Source organism: Aquincola tertiaricarbonis (assembly GCF_023573145.1).
GTDB classification, from domain to species: domain Bacteria; phylum Pseudomonadota; class Gammaproteobacteria; order Burkholderiales; family Burkholderiaceae_C; genus Aquincola; species Aquincola tertiaricarbonis_B.
On the sequence record NZ_CP097635.1, the window covers coordinates 126,852 to 150,158 of the forward strand.

Annotated in this window: 17 protein-coding genes; 9 read left to right on the forward strand and 8 right to left on the reverse strand. The window is 71.7% G+C overall.

Features of this window, described 5'->3' with window-relative positions:
* Positions 1-45 precede the first annotated feature (45 nt).
* The 3 genes from MW290_RS00625 (at position 46) to ggt (ending at position 3,978) form a co-directional block, all read left to right on the forward strand.
* Positions 46-750: a dienelactone hydrolase family protein gene (locus tag MW290_RS00625; RefSeq protein ID WP_250195428.1), complete on the forward strand. Its 705-nt coding sequence runs from the start codon at positions 46-48 to the stop codon at positions 748-750.
* 13 nt (positions 751-763) lie between these two features.
* Positions 764-1,912 carry an extracellular catalytic domain type 1 short-chain-length polyhydroxyalkanoate depolymerase gene (locus MW290_RS00630; RefSeq protein WP_250195429.1) on the forward strand — a complete coding sequence of 383 codons (1,149 nt, stop codon included), beginning with the start codon at positions 764-766 and terminating at the stop codon, positions 1,910-1,912.
* Positions 1,913-2,004: 92 nt separating this feature from the next.
* Positions 2,005-3,978, forward strand: a complete 1,974-nt coding sequence (gene ggt / locus MW290_RS00635) for a gamma-glutamyltransferase (protein ID WP_250195430.1) — start codon at positions 2,005-2,007, stop codon at positions 3,976-3,978.
* 9 nt (positions 3,979-3,987) lie between these two features.
* Here the strand turns inward: ggt and MW290_RS00640 are convergent, their stop codons facing one another.
* Complete coding sequence (locus MW290_RS00640) at positions 3,988-6,186, reverse strand: hypothetical protein (protein ID WP_250195431.1); 2,199 nt, start codon at positions 6,184-6,186, stop codon at positions 3,988-3,990.
* A gap of 192 nt (positions 6,187-6,378) precedes the next feature.
* Here MW290_RS00640 and MW290_RS00645 point away from each other — a divergent pair, with 192 nt between their 5' ends.
* The 4 genes from MW290_RS00645 to recD all read left to right on the forward strand — a co-directional run bounded on the left by MW290_RS00645 (position 6,379) and on the right by recD (position 16,891).
* The gene (locus tag MW290_RS00645; RefSeq protein WP_250195432.1) at positions 6,379-7,923 is read left to right on the forward strand and encodes a methyl-accepting chemotaxis protein; all 1,545 of its coding nucleotides are present in this window, start codon (positions 6,379-6,381) and stop codon (positions 7,921-7,923) included.
* A gap of 78 nt (positions 7,924-8,001) precedes the next feature.
* A complete protein-coding gene (gene recC, locus MW290_RS00650; protein ID WP_250195433.1) occupies positions 8,002-11,346 on the forward strand; it encodes an exodeoxyribonuclease V subunit gamma in 3,345 nt (1,114 codons plus the stop codon).
* Positions 11,343-15,023 carry an exodeoxyribonuclease V subunit beta gene (recB, locus tag MW290_RS00655; protein ID WP_250195434.1) on the forward strand — a complete coding sequence of 1,227 codons (3,681 nt, stop codon included), beginning with the start codon at positions 11,343-11,345 and terminating at the stop codon, positions 15,021-15,023. The genes recC and recB overlap by 4 nt, the downstream gene beginning before the upstream one ends.
* Complete coding sequence (gene recD, locus MW290_RS00660; RefSeq protein ID WP_250195435.1) at positions 15,020-16,891, forward strand: exodeoxyribonuclease V subunit alpha; 1,872 nt, start codon at positions 15,020-15,022, stop codon at positions 16,889-16,891. The genes recB and recD overlap by 4 nt, the downstream gene beginning before the upstream one ends.
* Before the next feature lie 14 nt (positions 16,892-16,905).
* Here recD and MW290_RS00665 read toward each other — a convergent pair whose 3' ends face one another.
* The 5 genes from MW290_RS00665 to MW290_RS00685 form a co-directional block, all read right to left on the reverse strand.
* On the reverse strand, positions 16,906-17,280 hold the full coding sequence (locus MW290_RS00665; RefSeq protein WP_250196693.1) for a type II toxin-antitoxin system PemK/MazF family toxin: 375 nt from the start codon (positions 17,278-17,280) through the stop codon (positions 16,906-16,908).
* On the reverse strand, positions 17,267-17,527 hold the full coding sequence (locus tag MW290_RS00670) for an AbrB/MazE/SpoVT family DNA-binding domain-containing protein (protein WP_250195436.1): 261 nt from the start codon (positions 17,525-17,527) through the stop codon (positions 17,267-17,269). Before MW290_RS00670 ends, MW290_RS00665 begins: the two co-directional genes overlap by 14 nt.
* Before the next feature lie 175 nt (positions 17,528-17,702).
* On the reverse strand, positions 17,703-19,052 hold the full coding sequence (locus MW290_RS00675) for a HipA domain-containing protein (protein ID WP_250195437.1): 1,350 nt from the start codon (positions 19,050-19,052) through the stop codon (positions 17,703-17,705).
* Positions 19,049-19,321 (reverse strand): helix-turn-helix domain-containing protein, encoded by a 273-nt coding sequence (locus MW290_RS00680; protein ID WP_250195438.1) that lies wholly within the window; start codon positions 19,319-19,321, stop codon positions 19,049-19,051. Before MW290_RS00680 ends, MW290_RS00675 begins: the two co-directional genes overlap by 4 nt.
* 125 nt (positions 19,322-19,446) lie before the next feature.
* A complete protein-coding gene (locus tag MW290_RS00685) occupies positions 19,447-20,481 on the reverse strand; it encodes a helix-turn-helix transcriptional regulator (protein ID WP_250195439.1) in 1,035 nt (344 codons plus the stop codon).
* Between the two features lie 134 nt (positions 20,482-20,615).
* Here MW290_RS00685 and MW290_RS00690 point away from each other — a divergent pair, with 134 nt between their 5' ends.
* Positions 20,616-21,830 carry a hypothetical protein gene (locus tag MW290_RS00690; RefSeq protein ID WP_250195440.1) on the forward strand — a complete coding sequence of 405 codons (1,215 nt, stop codon included), beginning with the start codon at positions 20,616-20,618 and terminating at the stop codon, positions 21,828-21,830.
* A 309-nt stretch (positions 21,831-22,139) separates the two neighbouring features.
* The gene (locus tag MW290_RS00695) at positions 22,140-22,499 is read left to right on the forward strand and encodes a VOC family protein (protein WP_250195441.1); all 360 of its coding nucleotides are present in this window, start codon (positions 22,140-22,142) and stop codon (positions 22,497-22,499) included.
* Positions 22,500-22,517: 18 nt separating this feature from the next.
* On the opposite strand, the gene MW290_RS00700 is transcribed toward MW290_RS00695, so the two are convergent.
* The gene (locus MW290_RS00700) at positions 22,518-22,844 is read right to left on the reverse strand and encodes a plasmid stabilization protein (RefSeq protein ID WP_250195442.1); all 327 of its coding nucleotides are present in this window, start codon (positions 22,842-22,844) and stop codon (positions 22,518-22,520) included.
* 21 nt (positions 22,845-22,865) lie between these two features.
* Positions 22,866-23,276 (reverse strand): hypothetical protein, encoded by a 411-nt coding sequence (locus tag MW290_RS00705; RefSeq protein WP_250195443.1) that lies wholly within the window; start codon positions 23,274-23,276, stop codon positions 22,866-22,868.
* Positions 23,277-23,307 lie beyond the last annotated feature (31 nt).

The following is a 23,307-nucleotide window of genomic DNA, read 5'->3' on the forward strand; positions in this document are numbered from 1 at the left end:
CTGAACCACAATGGCCGGCAGACCAAGCCAAGCACAGGAGTACGCATGAGCAGCCAATGGATCGACATCACCGCGCAGGACGGTGGCCAGTACGGCGCCTATCTGGCGCTGCCCCCGGCCGGTACGGGTCCGGGGCTGGTGCTGTTCCAGGAGATCTTCGGCGTCAACGAGCACATCCGCGCGGTGGCTGACCAGTACGCGCTCGATGGCTTCGTGGTGATGGCGCCCGACGTGTTCTGGCGCGATGCACCGCGCGTGGAGCTGGGCTACAGCGGCGACGACTTCGACCGCGCCATCGCGCTGATGAAGGCCGCCAAGCCCGAGCAGCTGGCCGCCGACATCAAGACCACCGTGGCCACGCTGCGCGCCCGCACCGAGGTGGACGCGGCCGGCGGCAAGGTGGGCGCCATCGGCTACTGCATGGGCGGCCGGTTGGCCTATCTCGCCGCGTCCGACCCCGGCGTGGACGCGGCCGTGGCCTACTATGGCGGCGGCATCCACGACCAGCTGCAGCGCAGCGGCAGCATCAGCTGCCCCATCCAGTTCCACTACGCCGAGCAGGACCACGCCATTCCGCTGGACAAGGTGGAAGAGGTGCGCAAGGCATTTGCCGGCAAGCCCGCCGAGCTGCATGTGTACCCCGGCGCCACCCACGGCTTCAACTGCTGGATGCGCGGCTCGTACCACCCCGCATCGGCCGCGCTGGCCCACGGCCGTTCGCTGCAGTTCCTGGCACGGCACCTGTTCTGATACGGCCACGCCCGTGGCCAAACGCAGCCTGCTCGGCGCCTGGACCCGCCTGCTCAACCGCAGCGGCCACGCGCTGGCACGGGCGGCGGTCAAGCAGCAGAAGGCGCTGCTGAAGTCGGCCGCCAAGCCCAAGGTCACGCCCAGGCGCAAGCCCGCGGCGGCACCGCTGCAGGCCACGGTCACGGCCAAGCCGAAGCCCAAGCCGCGGCGCGCGGCCAGCCGCGTGGGCCGCATCGTGCAGCCGGCCCTGAAGGCGCTGGCCGAGCAGCAGCGCTTTCCGCGCGCGCCGGGTGACTGGCTGCCCGGGCTGGCGGTGGGCCCGGCGGGCGCGCGGCGCTTCACGCTCTACCGGCCGGCGGCGCTGCGCGGCGGGCTGCTGGCACGGCTGGCACCCGCACCGCTGCTGGTGATGCTGCACGGCTGTGCCCAGACCGGCCGCGACCTGGCCTTCAGCAGCCGCATGCACCGGCTGGCCGAGCGGCACGGCTTTTTCGTGCTGTACCCCGAGCAGGACACGCTGGCCCACCCCCAGGGCTGCTGGCGCTGGTACGAGCTGCGCGCGGGCCACGCCCAGGCCGAGGCGCAGACGCTGCAGCTGATGGTGGACCAGGTGGCCCTGCGCCACCCGGTGGACCGCCAGCGCGTGGCGCTGGCCGGACTGTCGGCCGGTGCCGGCATGGCCGCGCTGCTGGCCACGCGCGAGCCGCTGCGCTACGCCGCGGTGGTCATGCATTCGGGCGTGGCGCCGGGCAGTGCCCGCTCCACCGCCACCGGCCTGCAGGCCATGCGCGGCCATGGCCAGGTGGCGCTGCCCGAGGGCATGCTGCCGCCGCCGCTGCTGGTGCTGCAGGGGTCGGCAGACCGACTGGTTGATCCGGTCAACGGACGGAATGCCGTCCATGCCTGGGCGCAAGCCCACGGTGCGCGCAGCACCGCCAGCCGCCGGGTGCAGCGCGGCCAGCGCCACGCGATGACGGTGACCGATCACCGCGGCCGCGGCCGGCGCCTGGTGGCCCGGCTGTGCGAGATCGACGGGCTGGGCCATGCGTGGAGCGGCGGCGCCGCCGGCCTGGCCCACAGCGACCCGGCCGGGCCCGACGCCTCGGCGCTGACCTGGGGCTTCTGTGACGCTTGCTTTCGGCAAGTATCGGGTACTACGTAGGACGTTCCTGCATGGTTCTTGCTGATACTCGGTGAACCGGTTGTGGGCCACAGTATTTCGCCCCACCGGCGTGCCTATCAGGAGAACCCAGTTTGCCTACTTCCCTTCGTCGCGTGTTGATCCTCACGCCGCTGGCGGCCGCCAGCGCCTTTGCCCTCTCGGGCTGCTTCTTCAGCGATTCCGACGGCCCTGACACCGGCTGCGAAATCCTCAGCACCAGCGGTGGCACGGTGGTGGTGGGCTCCGGCCTGCCCGGCGACCCCGCCGCCCCCGAGCCCGCCAGCGGCTACCGCGTGGGCAAGAAAGTTGTCTATTCAAGCAAGTACATGGTGGCCACGGCCAACCCGCTGGCCAGCAAGGCCGGCTGCGAGGTGCTCAAGAGCGGCGGCAGCGCGGTGGACGCGGCAGTCGCCGTGCAGGCCGTGCTGGGCCTGGTGGAGCCGCAGTCCAGCGGCATCGGCGGCGGCGCCTTCATGCTGCACTTCGATGCCAAGACCAAGGCCGTGACCGCGTACGACGGCCGCGAGACCGCGCCGGCCACCGCCACTGAGAACTACCTGCGCTACATCGACGACACCAGCAACCGCACCACCCCGGTGCCCAGCGCCCGCGCCAGCGGCCGCTCCATCGGCGTGCCCGGTGCGGTGAAGATGCTGGGCCTGGCCCACAGCGAACACGGCAAGAAGCCCTGGAAGGACCTGTTCCAGCCTGGCATCGATCTGGCGACCAACGGCTTCCCGATCAGCGGCCGCATGGCCGATGCCATCGCCGGCGCGGCCACCAACTTCCTGCGCGATGCCGAGGCCACCGCCGCCTACCTGAATGCCGACGGCACACCCAAGGCACTGGGCACCACCTTCAAGCTGCCGGCTTATGCCGCCACGCTGAGCACGCTGGCCAGCGGCGGCGCCGATGCACTGTACAACGGCGCGCTGGCCCAGGCCATCGTCGACAAGGCCGGCCAGACGGTCGGCGCCAATGGCGCGCCCATCACGCCCAGCAAGCTCACGCTGAGCGACCTGTCGAGCTACCAGGCCAAGAAGCGCGAGGCCATCTGCACCACCTACCGCAGCGCCTACATGGTGTGCGGCATGCCGCCCCCGTCGTCGGGCGGCCTGGCGGTGGCGCAGATCCTGGGCATCGTCGAGAACTTCGACCTGGCGCAATACAAGCCCACCGACATCGACCTGGAAGGCGGCAAGCCCACGGTGATGGGCGTGCACCTGATGGCCGAGGCCGGCCGCCTGGCCTACGCCGACCGCAACAAGTACGTGGCCGACACCGACTTCGTGGTCCTGCCCGGCGGCTCGCCCGCCGCGATGGTGGACAAGGCCTACCTGAAGAGCCGCTCGCAGCTCATCAGCATGACGCGCAGCATGGGCACGGCGCAGCCGGGCACCTTCGGCACCGCCACGCCCAGCGGCACCAGCAGCGCGCCCGAGGCTGGCACCACGCACATGACCATCGTGGACAAGGACGGCAACGTGGTGAGCATGACCACCACGGTGGAAGCGGGCTTCGGCTCGTACCACATGACCAACGGCTTCATCCTGAACAACCAGCTGACCGACTTCGACGCGGCGCCGACGGACGCCACCGGCGCCCTGATCGCCAACCGCGTGCAGCCGGGCAAGCGCCCGCGCAGCTCGATGGCGCCGACGCTGGTGTTCAAGCTGGATTCCGCGGGCAAGGCCGGCGACTTCGCGATGGCCACCGGCTCGCCGGGCGGCGCCACCATCATCCAGTACGTGGCCAAGACGGTGGTGGGTGCGCTGGACTGGGGCCTGGATGCCCAGCAGGCCACCTCACTGGTGGACTTCGGCGCTGCCAACAGCGCCACCACCAACGTGGGCGGCGAGCATCCCAACATCAACGCCACCAACAACGGCGCCAACGATCCGCTGGTTACCGGCCTGCGGGCGCTGGGTCACACCGTGAGCGTCAACGCCCAGAGCAGCGGCATCGGCACCATCATGCGCAGCACGGTCAATGGCCGCAGCGTGCTGGCCGGCGGCGCCGACCCGCGCCGCGAAGGCCTGGTGCTGGGCGACATCGTCACGCCCTGAGCGGGCGGTTCAGCGCGCGGGCGCTGAACCGGCGGGCGCCGAGGCGCCTGCCGCCGGCCCCGCTGCCGTGCCGGCGGCGGGCCACCACCGTTCCACCACGCCCAGGCGCCAGGCCCCCACGCCCAGCGCCACCACCAGGGCTGCGGTGCCCATCACCCAGCCCCAGCCGTGCCGCTCGGCAAACGGATCGGGCCGGCGCACCGTGCCCGGCGGCAGGTGCGCCGTCTGCGACAGCGAAGCGCCCAGCCGCACATTGAGCTGCATGCGGCCGTTGATGGCCCAGCCGCTGGCGTCCAGGATGGGCCCCAGGCTGCGCTGGCGCAGCTTCAGCCACGCGATCAGCATGCTGGGCCCCGAGATGGACAGCACGATGCCGGCCAGTGCCACCGGAATCCACCAGCCCAGGTCGACGAACTTGGTGAACACGCCCACCAGCACCGCGCTGATGCTGCCCAGCGCCACGCCCAGGGCGGCCACCGTGCCCACGTCGATGCGGCCCTTGGCGGCCGCCGCGTCCGTTGGCGCGGCCACGCCGGCCACCGGCGGCGACTTGTCGGCGGTGGCGATGCGGCCGGCCAGACCGCCCAGCTTGCCCTGAGAGGCGGTGTCGCTGGCGGCGGCACGCTTGGCCACCTGCTCCTCGATCATGCGCAGGAACTTCTTGTACGGCGACAGGAAGGCCTGGCGGATGCTGATCGGGTTCTCGATCACCTTGACGATGCGGGCGTCCCAGTCGTGCCCTTCGCGGTCGTAGAAGAGGCCATTGCGGCCGACGAAGAGGAAGTCCACGTCACCCGCGGTGAAGGCGGCAGCGATGGTCATCTTCTGCGTGCCGCGGGTGCATTCGCAGTAGGCCAGGTAGGCCTTGGCCAGGCCGGCGATCACCGCGTGCTTGCCGGCATCGGCCACGTTCACCGTCAGGTCGCAGCTGCGGCCGTCGAGGAACAGCCGGCCGGCCTGGAACACCGCGCCTTCGCGCCGGTAGAAGGCCGCGAAGCTGACGAAGTTGCGCAGCAGCACCAGCAGGTCGCGCTGCAGCCGCAGCAGCTTTTCCAGGTCGTTCACATGGCCGTGCAGCGGCGCGGCGTCCTTGTCCTCGGCGATCAGTGCCAGCAGCCGGGCACGCGCGGCCGGCAGGTCGTGGCCCACCAGCGCCTGCAGGTCGTGGGCCGACAGGCCCGCCAGCGGCCCGGCCGGGCGCGCCGCCAGCCATTGCCGGCACGGCGCCACACGCGCCTTCAGGCGCTGCCAGCCGGCTTCGTCCAGCTCGGCCAGGTCGCTGCCCAGCAGCGGTTGCACCGCCTCGGCCCGCAGGCGCTGCAGCGCGGCCTGCCAGGCCGGGTTGGCGCCTTCGCCCAGCGGCAGCGGCTTGTGCGCGCCCACCGGCGCCAGCGGCAAGGCCTGCAGCGGGTCGGTGGCCAGCGACAGGCGCACTGCGGCCAGCTTGCGCAGCTCTTCCACCGGCGGGGCGTTCAGCGCCTCGGCGGCGGCGGGGTCGTAGCTGGCCAGCCGGCAACGGGCAAAGTAGTCCTCCACCTTGTCGTGCACCGCGTCCACCGCCTGGGCGGCCGGCCGCATGGGGCCGCAGTCGGCCTCACCCCGGGCGTGCCAGTCCAGCAGCGCCTGCACCGCGTCGAAGAAGGCGGTGGCACGGGCCTCGTCCACGCCCATGGCGCCGCTGGCGTCGGCCACGCCGCCCTGGGCCTGCAGCACCTGCTCGATCACGGCCTTCAGCGCCGCGTCGTCGCCAGCGGTGTCGGGCGTGACGATGCCGTCGCCGTTCAGGCGCTCGGCGGCCAGGTGCTTCTGGCGCTCGGCAATCTCGTCCAGGCCGATGTCGGGGGCCTCGGGGTGGCCATGGCGCTCCAGCGTGCGACGGGCCTCCGCCAGCATCGCCGGGCCTTCGCCGCTCTCGGCCAGCGCGTCCAGCGCCAGGCGGTCGCCGCCGCGGATCAGCTGCTCGGGGTCTTTCAGGCGCTCGCAGGCCCAGCGGCAGGCGGCCAGCAGCTCGGGCGCGCGGATGCGGCCGTCGTGGTCGCTGTCGATGAGGTCCAGCGTGCGGGTGTCGAAGTCGATGCCCCGCGTGGGGCAGGCCAGGGCCACCCAGAGCTTTTGATCCAGCTCATGCAGGTGGGCGATGTCGGCGCCGGTGGCGATGACGACCTGGTCGACACCGCCGGCGCGAAAGAACTGCCAGGCGTGGGCCATAAAAGATGCGCCCGGCGACCGGGCCAACAACGAAAAGCGCGGGAGTATCGCCGCGCCAGGCCAACGGGCGGGCAGCACAGCGGCGACAACCCCGGGTTTTCCCGTTAAAGCCGGGCAACCCGACAGCCGACATGGGTATCAGCCCTCCAGGCCGGCCGCACCGTGCCCTCGTGTGCATCAAAGAAGGACCCCATGCGCACCAACCTGCCCGTCACCCAGCGTGAGTACCGTTTTGCCGATGGCATGACCATCGTCTCGACCACCGACCTGGACAGCCGCATCACCTACTGCAACCCCGCCTTCATCGAGGTGAGCGGCTTCACGCAGGAGGAGCTGATCGGCCAGCCGCACAACATGGTGCGCCACCCCGACATGCCGGCCGAGGCCTTCCGCGACATGTGGGAAACGTTGCGCAGCGGCCACCCCTGGGTGGGCCTGGTGAAAAACCGGCGCAAGAACGGCGACCACTACTGGGTGGAGGCCAACGTCACGCCGCTGATGCAGAACGGCGCCGCCGTCGGCTACCTGTCGGTGCGCACGCAGGCCAGCCCCCAGCAGGTGCAGCAGGCCGAGGCGCTGTACGCCCGCATGCGGGCCGAGGCCGCCGCCGGCCCCCTGCGCACCCGGCTGCGGCGCGGTGAACTGGTGCCCACCCCGGCGCAAAAGGCCCGGCTGCTGGGCCAGCGTGCGCTGCGGCTGGCGGCTGCCGCCGGCTCGGCCGCCACGGTGGCCGGCCTGGGCGCCTGGCTGGCCGGGCCGGTGGGTGCCGGCGTGGGCGCGGCCCTGGCCGGCGCCGCCATCGCGGCCCAGGCCCGCCGCGCGCTGATGCAGCGCGCCGACACCCTGGTGGTGGCGGCCAACCGGCTGGCGGCCGGCGACCTCTCGGTGCGCATCGACAGCAGCCGCTATGGCGCCTTCGGCGCGCTGGCGCGGGCGCTGAACCAGGTGATGGTGAACATGCAGGCCATCGTCAGCGACGTGCGCAGCCAGGTCACCGGCGTCAGCAACGCCAGCTGCGAGATCGCCAACGGCAACAACGACCTGGCTGCCCGCACCGAGCAGACGGCGGCCAACCTGCAGCAGACGGCCGCCTCCATGGACCAGATGTCCAGCACCGTGCGCCACAACGCCGCCACCGCGGAAGAAGCCACCGCGCTGGCCACCACCGCCTCGCAGGCGGCCGAACGTGGCGGCCAGGCCATGGGCGAGGTGACGCAGACCATGGGCGCCATTGCCGAGGCCTCGCACCGCATCGCCGACATCATCGGCGTCATCGATTCCATCGCCTTCCAGACCAACATCCTGGCGCTCAATGCCGCGGTGGAAGCCGCCCGCGCGGGTGAACAGGGCCGCGGCTTCGCGGTGGTGGCCGGCGAGGTGCGCATGCTGGCCCAGCGCAGCGCCCAGGCCGCGCGCGAGATCAAGACGCTGATCGACGACTCGGTGAAGAAGGTGGACGACGGCACCCGCCTGGTGGGCGCTGCCGGGCAGACGGTGAGCGACATCGTGCGCCAGGTGCAGCACGTGAGCCAGCTGATCAACGCCATCGGCGACACCACGCGTGAGCAGACCGGCGGCATCGACCAGATCGGCCGCGCCGTGACCCAGCTGGACGAGATGACCCAGCAGAACGCCGCGCTGGTGGAGCAGAGCGCCGCCGCCGCCGAAACCTTGCGCGGCCAAGCCCGGGCGCTGGGCGAGGCGGTGGGCATCCTGCGCCTCGGTTGCAGCCGCTGACGGCACGGCCCCCGGGCCCGCCACCGTTCCGGGGTAGGCTCTGCAGCCTTGCCGTGAAGCGGCACCCGCCGCCCGCCGATGCTGCAGATCCACTTTGCCAACCGCCTTGAAACGCTGACGCTGCAGCTGCTGTCCCGCCTGCGGGCCGACGGCGAAACCGACCCGCTGGCGCCGGCCCAGGTCATCGTGCCCAGCGCCGCGATGCGCCGCCACCTGACGCTGCGTGCCGCCGATGCCCAGGGCGTGTGCGCCAACGTCGAGTTCACCTTCCTGGCGCAATGGCTGTGGCAGCAGATCGGCCGTGTGCTGCCCGGCGTGCTGCCCGAGTCGCCCTTTGCGCCCGACGTGATGGCCTGGCGGGTGTACGCCGCCTTCGGCGATGCCGACTTCGTGGCCCTGCATCCGCGGCTGGCCGCCTACCTGGCCGAGGCCGACCCGGTGATGCGCCTGGAGCTGGCCCGCCGCAGCGCCGGCCTGCTGGAGCAATACATCACCTACCGCGCCGACTGGCTGGCCCGCTGGGAAAGCGGCGAGCCGGCCGATTTGGGCCCGGTGGACGACAGCGCCCGTGCCGACGAAGCCTGGCAGGCCGACCTGTGGCGCCGCATCGTGGCCGAGCTGCAGCTGCAGCAGGACCCGGCGCAGCAGCTGATCAGCGTGCTGGAAGCGCCCGACGGCCCGGCGCTGGCCGCTGCGGCCGGCCTGCCGGCCAGCGCCCATGTGTTTGCGCTGCCGGCCATGCCGCCGCAGTACATCCGGCTGCTGCAGGCGCTGGGCCGCTGCATGCAGCTGCAGGTCTACGTGCTCAACCCCTGCCGCGAATACTGGTTCGAGGTGATCGACCGCCGCCGCCTGGCCCACCTGGCCGCCCGCGGCCAGGACGCGCTGCATGAAGAAGGCAACCACCTGCTGGCCGCCTGGGGCCGGCAGACGCAGGCGCAGATCGACCTGCTGGTGGAAGCAGCCGGCGAGCAGATGGTGGACGACGCCCTGTTCACGCCCGCCGAAGGCCACACGCTGCTGGCCGAGGTGCAGAACGCGGTGCTCGACCTGGTGGAGCTGGCACCGGCCAGCGTGGCGGCCGACCGCAGCATCGAGGTGCACCGCTGCCACTCGCTCACCCGCCAGCTGGAGGTGCTGCAGGACCAGCTGCTGGCGATGTTCACCGACCCCGACCTGCCGGGTCTGCACCCTTCGGACGTGCTGGTGGTCACGCCCGACCTGGACGCCGCCGCGCCGCTGATCGACGCGGTGTTCGGCACCGCGCCGCCCGAGCGGCAGCTGCCCTTCAACATCACCGGCCGGCCGCGCAGCCGCATCAACCGCTGCGCACGGGCGATGCTGGACCTGCTGGCGCTGGTGGGCTCGCGCCTGCCGGCCAGCGGCCTGCACGGCCTGCTGCAGCAGCCGGTGGTGGCGCGCCGCTTCGCGCTGGACGCCGCCGCGCTCGACCAGGTGCAGCAAGACCTGGCCGAAGCCGGCGTGCGCTGGGCGCTGGACGCGGCTCACCGTGGCAGCTTCGGCGTGCCGGCCGAGCCGCAGCACACGCTGGACGACGGCCTGGCCCGGCTGTTCCTGGGCTATGCGCTGCCCACACGGGCCACGCTGCCGCTGGCCGGCCGCCTGCCGGCCGGGGATGTGGAAGGCGCTGCCGCCGACACCCTGGGCGCCTTCTGGCGTTATGCCCAGCTGCTGGGCCAGCTGCACCGGCGTTGCCGCCAGCCGCACACGCCCGATGGCTGGCAGGCGCTGCTGCAGCAGGCGATGGACGACTTCATCGCGCCCGCGGAAGACGAGCTGGAAGACCTGCGCGAGCTGCGCCAGGCGGTGCAGGGCCTGGCCGATGCGATGAACCGCGGCGGCCTGGGCGAACCCAGTGCCGCGCCCCTGCCGCTGGCCGTGCTGCGCCATGCGCTGGAACAGGCGCTGGACGACCCCGCCCGCGGCGGCGTGCCGGGCGGTGGCATCACCTTCTCGTCGATGACCAGCCTGCGCGGCCTGCCCTACCGGGTGGTGTGCGCCATCGGGCTGGACGACGGCGCCTTTCCCAGCACGCCGCGCGAATCGGAATTCGACCTGATGGCGCTGCGCCCGCGCCGTGGCGACCGCCAGCGCCGCTTCGACGAGCGCAACCTCTTCCTCGACCTGCTGCTGGCCGCGCGCGACCGGCTGCTGCTGGCCTACACCGGCCGCAGCGTGCGCGACAACAGCGAGCTGCCCCCTTCGGTGCTGGTGGCCGAGCTGCTGGACACGCTGGCACCCGCGGTGGTGGGCGGCAGCCAGCTCTTGCGGGTGGCGCATGCGCTGCAGCCGTTTTCGCCGGAGAACTTCCACCCCGGCACCGACCCGCGGCGCCGCAGCTTCCACCGCGAATACGCCGAGGCCCTGGCCCGGCAGGCCGCCGCGCCTGCTGCGGTGAGCAGTGCCTGGACCGAACAGCCGCTGCCAGGCGCCGACGGGGACGATAGGGACGATGCCGACCTGGACGAGGCCACGCCCGCCCTGCCCGCCACGCCGCTGTTCGCGCGGCCGCTGCCGCCACCGGGTGACGAATGGCGGCAGGTGTCCATCGGCCAGCTCACCGAGTTCTTCCGCCACCCCAGCCGGGCGCTGCTGCGCCGCCGGCTGGGCCTGGACCTGCCGCGCGCCGCCGAAGAACTGCAGGACGACGAACCCTTCGTGGCCGACCGCGCCGGCCGCCAGGCCCTGGCCGAGCGCCTGCTGCCGCTGCTGCTGGACGCGACCACCGCTGCCACGCTGGACGAACCCGCGCTGCAGGCCCTGGCCGCCGCCGGTACCGAATACCCGGCCGGTTCACTGGGCGAGCAGCAGCGCAGCGCCGAGCTGGCCCGGCTGCAGCAGTTCGCTGGCCAGGTGCGTGAGGCGCTGCAGGTGCCGCCGCTGCCCGCGCTGCATGGCCAGCTGCCGCTGGAGCTGGACGGCGAGGCCTGGCAGCTCAGCGGCAGCTGGGCCGACCTGCGGCCGGACGGCCTGGTGCGCTGGCGCTACGACGACACCCGGCCGGTGGACTACCTGCAGGCCTGGCTGCCCCACCTGCTGCTGAACGTGGCGCGGCCGGGCAGCCTCAGCCGCTTCATCTCGCGTGACGGCAGCTTCACGCTGCGGCCGGTGGCCGATGCGCCGCGCCACCTGCACACCCTGCTGCAGTTGTATAGACAAGGCCTGCAGCAGCCGCTGCACTTCTTCGCCAAGACCTCGTGGGCGCAGGCTACCGGCGCGCCGCGCAGCCAGGTGGAAGCCACCTGGCGCACCGGCCCCCGCCGTCCTTATGCGGAAGAAGCCGACGCCGCCCACCGCCTGGCGCTGCGCGGCCTGCCCGACCCGCTGGACGACACCTTCGAACAACTGGCCGAGGCCGTGTACCGCCCGCTCCTGGACCACCTGGACGACGCCCGCCTATGACCCCGCTGGACGTGTTCCGCTGCCCGCTGGGCGGCATCAACCTGATCGAGGCCTCGGCCGGCACCGGCAAGACCTGGAACATCTGCGGCCTGTACCTGCGGCTGCTGCTCGAACGCGACCTGCCGGTGCAGCACATCCTGGTGGTCACCTTCACCAATGCCGCCACCGCCGAGCTGCGCGAGCGCATCCGCAGCCGGCTGGCCGAGGTGCTGGCCTGGCTGCGCGGGCCGCAGCCCGCGGAAGGCGCCGACCCCTTCATCACCGGCCTGCTGGCCGCGCTGCGGCAAGACGCCGGGCTGGACGATGCCACGATGCAGCAGCGGCTGCACCTGGCGCTGCAGACCTTCGACGAAGCGGCCATCTTCACCATCCACGGCTTTTGCCAGCGGGCACTGGCCGATGCGCCGTTCAGCGCGCAGATGCCGCTGTCGCTGGAGCTGATGGCCGACGACACCGAGCTGCTGCACCAGGTGGCGGCCGACCTGTGGCGCCGCCACGTGGCCGCGCCCGGCCTGTCGCCGCTGCTGGCGGCGCAGCTGGCCGGCGCCGGTGACACGCCTGCCCGCTGGGCTGCGCTGCTCAAGCGCCGGCTGGCCAAGCCGCTGTCGGCCGTGCTGTGGCCCGAAGGCCTGGACGACGCACCCGATGCGCAGACCCTGGCCGCGCCGCTGCAGGCCGCGCACGACCACGCCCGCGAGCTGTGGACTGCCCAGCGCGAGGCCATCGTGCAGACGCTGCTGGACGGCCTGCCGCGGCTGAACGGCAGCACCTTCAAGGCCGAGGGCGTGCTCAACGCCGCGCAAGCCTGGACCACGGTGCTGGCCACCGCCGATGCGGCCGGCGCGCTGGCCCTGAACCCCAAGGGCCTGGAGCTGTTCGGCAGCCGCCGCATGCAGGAGCGTGGCAAGAAGGGCCAGACGCCGCCCGTGCATGCCTTCTTCGACGCCGCGCAAACCCTGCTGGACGCGCGGGCCGCCGCCCAGCAGGCGGTGGCGCTGCAACGGCTGGCGCTGCTGCGCCGCGTGCTGGAAGAAGGCACTGCGGCCGTGCGCGCCCACAAGCGCGAGCAGCGGGTCATCGCCTTCGACGACATGCTCACCAACCTGCATGAGCGGCTGGCCAGCGCGCACGGGCCGGCGCTGGCCGCTTCGCTGCGGCAGCGCTTTCCGGCGGCGCTGATCGACGAGTTCCAGGACACCGACCCGCTGCAGTTCGCCATCTTCGAGCGGCTGTACGGCGACGGCACGCGGCCGCTGTTCTTCGTCGGCGACCCCAAGCAGGCGATCTACAGCTTCCGCAACGCCGACCTGCACACCTATCTGCAGGCCCGCTCGCATGCCACGGCCGAGTACACGCTGGCCGACAACCAGCGCAGCAGCGCCGAGCTGATCGGCGCGCTCAATGCCTTCTTCGGCCGCAACCCGCGCGCCTTCCAGCTCAACGACCTGGTGTACCGGCCGGTGGGCGTGGGCGCCAAGCCGCGCACGCCCTTCGTGGACCACAGCCGGCCCGCCCGCGCGCCGCTGCACTGCTGGGCCCTGCCCACCGACGACCAGGGCCAGCCGCTGCTCAAGGCGCAGGCCCAGGCCCGCAGCGCCCAGGCCTGCGCGGCCGAGGTCTCACGGCTGCTGCGCGCCGCCCGCCAGGAGCAGGTGCAACTGGGCGGCCGGCCTCTTGCCGCCGGCGATATTGCGGTGCTGGTGCGCAGCCATGCCCAGGGCGCGCGCATGCGGCTGGCGCTGGCGGCGCTGGGCGTGGGCAGCGTGGAGCTGTCGCAGGCCAGCGTGTTCCACGGCACCGATGCCGAGGCGATGGAATGGCTGCTGGCCGCCATCCTGGAGCCCACGCGCGAGCGCCGGCTGCGCGCCGCGCTGGCCACCGAATGGATGGGGCTGGATGCCGGCGACATCGATGCGGTGTCGGCCGACGAAAACCGGCTGCTGGCCTATGTGCAGCGCTTTGCCGGCTACCGCAGCACCTGGGTGGACCGCGGCATCGGCGTGATGCTGCGCCACTGGATGCAGGCCGAAGGCGTGAGCCAGCGGCTGCTGGCCCGGCCCGATGGCGAACGCCGGCTGACCAACCTGCTGCACCTGGCCGAGCTGCTGCATGCCGCGGCCGAGGAGCACGCTGCCCCGCCCGCGCTGCTGCAGTGGCTGCAGCGCCAGCGCAGCGAAGGCGCGGCCGACGAGGCGGCGCAGCTGCGGCTGGAATCCGACCGCAACCTGGTGCAGATCGTCACCGTGCACAAGAGCAAGGGGCTGGAGTACCCGGTGGTGTTCTGCCCCTTCCTGTGGGACGGGCGCAGCACCGTGGATGCCGGTGGCGACGCGGTGGAGTACCACGATGCCGAAGGCCGGCCGGTGCTGGACTTCCGCCTGCACGACAAGGCCGCGCTGGACGAGATCAAGGCCTTGCGCAAGCGCGATGCCGGCGCCGAGTTCCTGCGGCTGGTGTACGTGGCGCTGACCCGGGCCGTGCACCGCTGCTACCTGGTGACCGGCGCCTATGCGGTGCGCAACAGCGCCACCGAAGCCAACCGCAGCCTGCTCAACTGGCTGGCCGCAGGCGCACAACTGGGCCCCGACGACTGGGCCGAGCACAAGCAGCCCACCGAATGGGTGAGCGCCGAATGGGCCACGCTGGCCGCCGAATGCTCGCCGCACATCGTGCATGAGCCCCTGCCCACCGAGCCCGGCCTGCCGGTGCCGCCGGCCGAGACCGATGCGCAGGCCCTGGCCGCGCTGCACCCGCCCGCGGTGCTGCCCACGGCCTGGTGGATCGGCAGCTACAGCAGCCTGGCTTCCGGCGCGCGCCACGAGGCCGCGGCGGTGGACCATGACCTGCGGGTGCAGCCCGTGCCGCCCCAGCCGTCACCCGCCGCGCGGACCCGGCTGGACGACGACGACATCCTGCGCTTTCCACGCGGGGCGGCGGCCGGCGATGCGCTGCATGCGGTGTTCGAGGCGGTGCGCTTCGACCAGCCGGAGCAATGGCCCGACGGCATCGCCCGCGCGCTGGCCATGCATCCGCAGCCACTGTCGGCCGCGCAGCTCACCGGCGACGAACCACCGCTGCCGCCGATGCTGCAACGCATGCTGGCCGACGTGCTGAACACGCCGCTGCCCACCGGCGACGCGCAGGCCGGCCCGGTGCTGCTGGCCACGCTGCCACCGCGCCGCCTGCGGGTGGAGATGGAGTTCACGCTGCCCGCGCCGCACCTGACGGCCGGCGACCTGACCGAGGCGCTGCGCACGCTGGGCTACCCGACGCCTTCGCTGGTGTTCGGCGGGCTGGAAGGCTACCTGCGCGGCTTCATCGACCTGGTGTTCGAGCACGGCGGCCGCTACTACCTGCTGGACTGGAAATCGAACCACCTGGGCGACCGGCCCGAGGACTACGGCCGCGAGCGCCTGGCCGAAGCCATGGCCGAACACGGCTACCACCTGCAATACCTGCTGTACGCGGTGGCCCTGCAACGCCTGCTGCGGCAACGCCTGCCCGACTACCGGCATGAAGCGCACTTCGGCGGCGTGTTCTACCTCTTCGTGCGCGGCGTGCGCCCCGGCTGGCAGCAGCCCGACGGCACGCCCGCGGGCGTGTACTTCCACCGGCCCGCCGAGGCCACGCTGCAGCGGCTGTCGCAGCTGCTGGGCGAGACGGAGCTGTGGGCATGAGCGATGTTGTTGACGGCGCCACCGCCTGGCTGGCCCAGGGCCTGGGCGACTGGCTGCAGCGCTGGAGCCTGGAACAAGGCGCCGAGGCCGCCGATGCCGCCGTGGCCCGCACTGCCGGCCAGGCCTTGAGCCTGGCCACGCGGGAGGGCCATGTGTGCCTGCCGCTGGCGGCCCTGCAGACCGCGCAGGCCACGCCGGGGGACGACCCACCGCCTGCGCCCACCGCCCTGCTCCGCGACCAGGCAGCCTGGCGCGCCGCCCTGCTGCGCTCACGCGTCGTCGGCACCCCCGCCGAGCCAGGCGCCATGCCCCTGGTGCTGGACGACGACGACCGCCTGTACCTGCATCGCTACTTCGACTACGAACGCCGGCTGGCCCGCCGCCTGGCGCTGAGCGCGCAGGCCGCACCCACGCTGCCCACGCCCGAGGTGGCCAAGCGCCTGCAGCAGCTCTTCAAGCCCAATGCCGCGCTGCTGGGCGGGCAGGCCGACTGGCAGCAGCTGGCCGCCGCGCTGGCGCTGCGCGGCAAGCTGGCGGTGGTGAGCGGCGGCCCCGGCACCGGCAAGACCACGATGGTGGTCAACCTGCTGGCCTGCCTGCTGACGCAGCAGCCCGATGCCCGCATTGCGCTGGCCGCGCCCACCGGCAAGGCCGCCGCCCGCATGACCGATGCGCTGCGCCAGCGCGCCGCCCACCTGCCCGCCGAGCTGCGCGACCGGCTGCCCGCTTCCGCCGCCACCATCCACCGGCTGCTGGGCGCCACGCCCGAAGGCTTTGCCCACGATGCGCAGAACCCGCTGCCCATCGATGCGCTGGTGGTGGACGAAGCCTCGATGCTGGACCTGGCCCTGGCCACGCGGCTGCTGGAAGCGGTGCCGCCGCAGGCCCGCATCGTGCTGCTGGGCGACAAGGACCAGCTGGCCGCGGTGGAATCGGGCGCCGTGTTCGCCGAGCTGAGCGCCGATCCCGGCCTGAGCGACGCCGCCCGCACCGACCTGGCCGCCCTCACCGGCACGCCGCCGCTGATCATCGAGCCGCCCGAAGCGGCCCGGCCCAGCGCGCTGCAGGACAGCGCCGTCTGGTTCACCCGCAACTTCCGCTTCGCGGCCGACAGCGGCATCGGCCGCCTGGCCACCGAGATCAACACCGGCCAGTCGGCGGCGGTGCTGCGCCGGCTGCGCAGCGGCGAAGACGACGAAGTGCAGTGGCTGCACGACGACGGCCCGCTGCTGTCCGATGCCACGGTGGCCGCCGCCGCGGCCGGCTACCAGCCGCTGTGGCTGGCGCTGCAGGCCGCCCCGCACGACGTGGCCGGCGCCACCGCGGCCTACGAGCGCTTCCGGGTGCTGTGCGCGATGCGTGAAGGCCCGCGCGGGCTGCTGCGGCTCAATGAGCTGCTGACCCAACGCGCCCGCGCCGCCGCGCCCGGCGAGGCCCTGCCCGGCCCCTGGTACACCGGCCGGCCGGTGATGGTGCTGCGCAACGATCCGCTGCTGCGCCTGTTCAACGGCGACGTGGGCCTGACGCTGCCGGCCGAAGACGGCACGCTGCTGGTGTGGTTCCCGGATGCCAACGCCCCCGGCGGCTACCGCCCAGTGGCCCCGGTGCGGCTGCCGCCGCACGAAACGGCGTACGCGATGACGGTGCACAAGAGCCAGGGCTCAGAATTCGACCAGGTGCTGGTGGTGATGCCCGCCCGCGCCAGCCGCCTGACCACGCGCGAACTGCTTTACACCGCCGTCACCCGCGCCCGCCGCCAGGTGCGCATCGCCAGCGCCGAAGAACCCCTGGCCGCCGCCATCCAGTCGCCCACTCAGCGCGATTCGGGTCTGCTGGCCCGGCTGGGGGAGGTGGTCAGGGCGGGGTGACCCTGGCGATGGGCTCAGCAGTTGCAGATGCCGAACACGGCATCGAAGCGTTTCAACGCCGCGGCCAGCAGCTTCGTGTGGCCCGCACCCCAGGGATGCGGGCGGCCGTTGCGCTCGCGCCAGTCGAACGACTTGGGCTGATGCGTCAGCAGGTAGCCAGTCTCACCCTTGGCCCCCGGTGCAGGGATGGCGAACGGGTTGTCGGCATGGCGCTGGGCATGGGTCATCGGAAAGCCGACGACCAAACCTGTCCGCTCATTGAACGCTTTGGTGGAGATCACCAGCATCGGATGGTCATCCGGGATCTCGTCGCCGACGGCAGGCGAGTACTGGATGAAGATGATCTCGGCACGCTCAGGCACCCACAGCGCCGATTTACGTGTCGCCATGGGCAAACGCCTCCTTGCCGACCGGCCGATCCGCCATGGCTTCGCCGCCGTGCTTCTTCGGGTCAAAGGCGGCCAGCATCTGGTCCAGCGTGGGCTCCACCTCGGTTTCAATGACGATGCGACCAGGCTCGACGGTGACGCGCACGGGCGATCCATCCGACACGCCGGCCGCCTTCGCCATGGGCTTGGTGAGCCGCAACGCCAGGCCGTTGCCCCAGGTGCTGATCTGTGCCGATGAAGTAGCCATCTACAACTCCGTTGGTTGACACCAGTGTATCAACGCGGTCGAGGCGTATCAACGTCCGTATCAACAGCAGGACGGGGCGACTCCATCCTCCACCTGCAAGCCCTGGACGCGCTGAAACGCGGGGCCGCCTGGCGCATCGGCTTCGAATGCGCCTGCGCCTGGACAAGGCGGGGCGTCATAAGTACTTCGCCGGCACCGCAGCGGCCTCCGCCGTGACCCGCTCCAACCACTGCGCCTGCTGTTGCACGAAGCCGGCCAGAGACTCGATGAAGGGGCGCTCAGCGTCTTGATAGCCCGCCCAGGCCGCTTGCGCGGCTGCGGCGCCGAGGGCCGCCTTGGCCAGCCGGCGGCCCTCGCGCTGCATCAGCTTGCGGTCGATGCCGCAGCGTCTGGCGAAATCGGCCAGCGGGAAGGCAGCCACTTCGGTGGGTGCGAAGACATCGCCGATCGCCATCGCCAGTTCGGTGTCCAGCTGGGGGTACTGGCGCACGCTCACCAGGTCGTACCAGGGCGCTGGGGCCAGCAGTCCGCCAGGCCCGACGAAGAAGGAGAAATTCTTGCCGTGGGCGTCGCTGTTGCCGATGAGAAGCTGGAACAGCGCCCAGCGCAGCAAAGTCAGGCGGGTGGCCGCCTTTTGCGTGGCGCCATTCACGCAGCCGAAAAGCCGCGGCAGGCTCATCCCGTCGCGGAAGTTCTGCAACTCGGGGGCACTGCCCAGGTGGCGCTCGTACTTGAAGCTGACCGGCAGATCGCAAGCCTGGCAGGCGTCGATCACATGAAGGCGCTTGACCTGCGGGCCGGTCGGGGTCACCTCTAACAACCGGTCGAAGCGGCGCACCACCAGCACTGGTCTTGGGGTGCGCAGCAGGTCCACCTCTGCGGCCGGCAGGCCCATGCGGTGGGCGAGCGACATGCAGAAGTGCTCGTTGATCGCGAGGTGCGGCGTACGCGGATGGTCCGCGTCGGGCTTGAGCAGGTGGGTGGACGCGAGCGGCTGGCCGTCCACCAGCCACAACCGACCGCCCTCCGACAGCGGCCGGTCGAGGTAGACCAGCAGCTTGTCCTGCAGACCCGCCACCGACATGCGCACCCGGCCGTCCCACACGTTGAGGGGCAGTTCGGCACGCTGGCCGATGCGGGCGTCCAGTTCCTGCAGCGGCAACTCACGTGGTGGTGCCGCTGCCAACGTCGGCGCGCCGTTCGCCTCGAAGCGCAAGGCACCGGCGGTCTCGGCGCCCAGCGCGCGGATCAGGCCAAAGACGTTGGATCGAGACAGGCCGTTGTAGCGCGCGGCCACGTCCAGCGCCGTGCCTTCGGGCAACAGATGCTCGATGAAGCGACGTAGGGAGGCGGAGGCGTGCGCATGCGCCGGACGCTCCAGCGGCAGCACCGGCGACAGCGGAAAGGCCTGAGGATCGGTGCGCCAGTCATCGGCATATTGCAGCTGCCACTGATCCGCAGTTGCATCGTGGGTGATCACCGCCATGCGGCGGTCGCCGGCCCAGAGTTGCAGGTCGTGGCTCACGGCTGCTTGGCGGGCGCCTCGCGCGCCCAAGGATGCTCTTTCGGCAGCACCATCAAGGCCAGGCCGAGGCCATCCAGCACCGCCATCACCTTGTCCAGGCGCACGCTGCCCTGGCCGTTTTCCAGCCGGGACATCAGGTCGACCGAGACGCCCAGCAGCCCGGCTGCGTCGTCGATGCGCAGGGCTTGGGATTTGCGCTGGCTGCGCACCACAGGGCCGAGGTCGGAAGGTTGCTTCAGCACCTGCGATGAGACGGACGGTAAGGTCATTTCGGACTTTCAGAAATCAGAGCTGGTGTGGCGCACTTCGCGAAAAGTTTCCGTTTTTCCGAAATTAGCACAGGATCGTTCAGCCCATCAAGGGTTATTACTGAAACTCCGAAATACGCAGTCAATCAACCCGCCTCGACCCTCCCCCCATATCCCGCCACCGCCGCCGCCAGCGCGCTGCGCACTTGCTGCAGCAGCAGGTCATCGCCCAACACCCGCACGTCGCCGCCATGGCGTAGCACGTCCATGGCCAGTTCGGTGGGGTCGGTGTAGGGCAGGCTCAGGCGGTAGCTGCCGTCGGGCAGGCGCTCGCCCTGCTGCTGCGGGTGCCACTGCTCATGCGCCACCCACTCGGCCGCCTCCGGCGTGAACAGCAGCGTGGCCTGGCGCAGCGCCTTGCCGCCGAACACGCCGTAGCCTGCGTCCAGCGCGGCTTCCACCTCGGCGATGGGCACCTCCTGCGCGGGCGTGTCCAGCAGGCGGGCGTCGCGCACCGCGTCCACCGCGAAGCGGCGCAGGCCGCCGCTGGCGTGGCACCAGGCATCGAGGTACCAGGTATTGCGGTGGTACATCAGCCGCTGCGGCGACACCGTGCGCCACGAGGCCTGCTGCCGGCTGCGCACGTAATAGTTCAGCTCGGCCTGGCGGCGCAGCGAGATGGCGCTGCCCAGCAGCTCGAAGTGCCGCGGCGACACCGCCCGTCGCGCCGGGCTGGCGATGCGGATGCGCTTCATCAGTGCCAGCGCATCGGCCTCGCTGGTGCCCAGCATGCGGTGCAGCTTGTCCAGCAGCGGCTGCAGGTGGCGCGCCAGCACGCCGCCTTCGTCCAGGCCCTGGATCAGCTGGTGCATGGTCAGCAGCGCGTGGATCTCGCGCTCGCTGAACCACACGCCCGGCAGCTCGTGCGTGGTGGCGCCGCGGGCCGGCGAGTCACCTGCCCCGGCCGGTGCCGCGCCGCTGGCAAAGCGGTAGCCGTTGTGGAAGCGGTCGTACTCGATGGGCGCGTCCATGCGGCTGCGCAGGTACTCCAGGTCGCGCTTCAAGGTGGCGCGCGACACGCCCAGCTCGTCCATCAGCTCGTTGAAGCTCACCAGGCCCTGCTCGGGCCGGCGGTTGCGGATCAGCAGTTCGATCTTGTAGAAGCGCTCGGTACGGTCCACGGCGGTAGCAGCGCCCGGTGGCGGGCGGCCAGGAAAAAACACACGCAGCGTAGCGCAGGCTCACGCCTTGAGCCTGTGACCACCCAGACTGGTGTTGCCGGGGATGTCCCGGCGCCTACTGCAAAGACCCGACCATGGCCCAAGCCGCCCTTGCCTTCGCTCCCGAATTCGGTGCCGAGCCCTCGGCCGCCGGCCATGCGCTGCAGCCCGCCGGCGCCCCCACCACCGCCTTCGAGCGCAGCGGCTGGGACATCGGCCGCGACCACGCCCGCTACGGCCTGACGCCGCCGGCCGACCAGATGCTGTTCGGCCACCCGGTGCGCCAAGGCTGGGACGCCGGCCAACCCGCCTTCCGCCGCCGCACCCGCCCCGCCACGCCCGCCGTGCGCCAGTGGCTGGCGCTGCGGCTGCAGGCCTGGCTGCGCGGCGCGGCATTTGAAGACCTGCAAGTCACCCCAAACCTGCTGCGGCAGATCACGGTGAGCCACTGCCCCGTGACCGGCGAACGGCTGACGCAGCACACCGGCCACGCCAGCGACGGCGTGATCGAGCGCCTGAACCCGCAGGCCGCCTACGCGGCCGGCAACCTGGCCATGATCAGCCGCCGCGCCCAGGCCGCCCGCGCCGGCCGCGACGCCCAGGCCGCGCTGCTGACCGCCCGTGAGGCCGAGGCCCTGCCCGCCGACGACACGCTGGAAGGCCTGACCGCTGCGCAGTGGCTGCGGCTGGCGGTGCTGATCAGCTTTGCCACGCCGCTGCCGCATGCGCAGGCCGCCGCGCTGCCGCTGCTGATGCTGCCGCCCAACCGCGTGCGGGTGCTGAACCCGGTGCAGGCGCTGCAGGTGGTGTTGTCGCTGCCCTTCGCCGGCACCGCCGAGCTGCCCCGGCTGGCGCCGATCGCCGCGCTGGTGCCGGCCCGCGCCCGCCCCGCCTTCCACGTGTTCATGACCACGCTGCTGGCCCGCCGCGTGGCCGGCGGCCACCCCTGGGACGCCGCCGCGATGAAGACCGCGATGCTGGCCGCCTGGACCGACCCGCTGATGCAGCGTCGCTGGCAGCGGCTGTCGCTGGAGCTGACGACGGCAGAAGCCGACGCCGTGATCCACGGCGCCACCCGCGCCGGGCTGGACGGCACGCCGTGGCGCGACAGCAGCTTTGCGCAGGCGACCGAGGGCTGGGGTCTGCCGGTGCCGCAGCCGGCGGCGGCGCGCGGCGCGCCTTCGGCGCGGACGGGGCTGATCGCCCTGCCGGGGGTGGAGCGGCGCGCCAGCGGTGGCAGCCGCGTGCGGGTGGGCGTGGCGCCGGCGATGGTGGCGGGGAAGGGACTGCGCGGGGTGCGGGTGGGATGAGATGTGGTCGGCTGCTGGCAACACCCTGCGCGGGCGGCGTCCATCCGATGCCAGCTCAGTCGTGACACCGCAACTGCGCTATCAGCGACGCATTGCCGTCCGTACTCATCCGGCTGGATGACGTGCGCGGCGACTTGGGCGAGGTCAGACACCAAGGAGCAGGTCGATGAGCGCTTGCTTGCGGTCATTGGCTCTGCTCATGCCGAACAGATGGCGATCAGCGCCACGCGGGGTATTTCAGCAACGGCGGCAGAATGCCGCCCCTGCCCGTCCTTGGTTGACGGACGCTAGTGCCCGGCAGAAACCTTGATGACACAGTTGATCGCACTCATGATCCACGCGGCAGATCCAGCGGCCGCTCGGGCCTGGTATCAGAATGCATTCCCCGACGCCGTCCATGTCCAGACCGTCCCTGGCCTGGAAACGCTGCACCTAGGCGGCGTTCAGCTTGAGTTCGTACCCGCCGACGACAAGGTTGCCTCCGGTGCAGCCGGCACGGTGCCGTACTGGGAAGTTCCCGATTGCACCTCAGTGCTGGCTTGGTTGCAGTCACAGGGCGCCGTCCTGTACCGCGGTCCGATGGCGATCGAGAACGGCCGGGTCATGTGCCAAGTACGGGATCCTTGGGGCAACTGCATAGGTATCCGGGGTGCGCAGCGTCCAGCCTGAAGCCCGGCTGCAGTGCCCCTACCGCCCCACCGCCTCCAGCAACTCCTGCTTGTTCATCTTCGACCGCCCCTTGACGCCCTTGTGCTTGGCCTCGTTGTACAGCTGCGCATAGGTGCGCCCGCCCTCGCCGGTGTGGGAGCGCTGGCCGCCGCGGTGGCTGGGGGAGACGTCGTTGACGGAGGACTTGCTGCCGGTCTTGGATTCGCCGTGCTGCGCCCGCTCCTTGTTCACGGTGCGGGCGGCGATCTCCTCGGCCACCTTCGTCGGCTTGCCGCGTTCCTTCAGGCCGCTCTTGATGTGCTCGTACTGCCGCTCGCGCTTGGCAGACCAATCGGTGCTGGGCATGGGGGCTCCTTCGCTTGAAAATCAGATGCCGTCGGGCACGGAGTACCACTGGCGCAGCACGTTGATCTCATCGATCAACGCCGCCTTGCACTGCTCGCAGCTCAGGCCGCTCATCGGGCCGATGTTCCAGTTGCAGCCGGTGGCGTCGCGCGGGTGCTTGATGATGGCCACGTCCACCAGGCCGCCGCACTCGGCGCGGTGCCAGGCCACGCCGCGCACCAGCTTCTGCACATGGCTGGCCGGGATCTGCAGGTGGCCGCGGCTGTCCCAGCGGCCGGCCAGCTGCACCTGCAGGTCCTCGTGCGCCTCGGCCCGGGTGGGAAAGGCCACCAACGACACCTCCATCGTCGTCAGCGACCGCTGCTTGTCCGAGACCATCGCCCAACGCCACAGAAGATCCACGTCCTGGACGAGCTCGTATTGCCACTCCATATCGACCTCCGCTGCCGATGCATGCGCCTGC

Coding starts and splice junctions, on each gene's coding strand:
- MW290_RS00670 (WP_250195436.1), bottom strand. CDS start 17,527: ATGGCTACTTCATCGGCACAGATCAGCACCTGGGGCAACGGCCTGGCG.
- MW290_RS00625 (WP_250195428.1), top strand. CDS start 46: ATGAGCAGCCAATGGATCGACATCACCGCGCAGGACGGTGGCCAGTAC.
- MW290_RS00640 (WP_250195431.1), bottom strand. CDS start 6,186: ATGGCCCACGCCTGGCAGTTCTTTCGCGCCGGCGGTGTCGACCAGGTC.
- MW290_RS00705 (WP_250195443.1), bottom strand. CDS start 23,276: ATGGAGTGGCAATACGAGCTCGTCCAGGACGTGGATCTTCTGTGGCGT.
- recD (WP_250195435.1), top strand. CDS start 15,020: ATGAGCGATGTTGTTGACGGCGCCACCGCCTGGCTGGCCCAGGGCCTG.
- MW290_RS00700 (WP_250195442.1), bottom strand. CDS start 22,844: ATGCCCAGCACCGATTGGTCTGCCAAGCGCGAGCGGCAGTACGAGCAC.
- MW290_RS00695 (WP_250195441.1), top strand. CDS start 22,140: ATGACACAGTTGATCGCACTCATGATCCACGCGGCAGATCCAGCGGCC.
- MW290_RS00690 (WP_250195440.1), top strand. CDS start 20,616: ATGGCCCAAGCCGCCCTTGCCTTCGCTCCCGAATTCGGTGCCGAGCCC.
- MW290_RS00645 (WP_250195432.1), top strand. CDS start 6,379: ATGCGCACCAACCTGCCCGTCACCCAGCGTGAGTACCGTTTTGCCGAT.
- recC (WP_250195433.1), top strand. CDS start 8,002: ATGCTGCAGATCCACTTTGCCAACCGCCTTGAAACGCTGACGCTGCAG.
- MW290_RS00680 (WP_250195438.1), bottom strand. CDS start 19,321: ATGACCTTACCGTCCGTCTCATCGCAGGTGCTGAAGCAACCTTCCGAC.
- MW290_RS00665 (WP_250196693.1), bottom strand. CDS start 17,280: ATGGCGACACGTAAATCGGCGCTGTGGGTGCCTGAGCGTGCCGAGATC.
- recB (WP_250195434.1), top strand. CDS start 11,343: ATGACCCCGCTGGACGTGTTCCGCTGCCCGCTGGGCGGCATCAACCTG.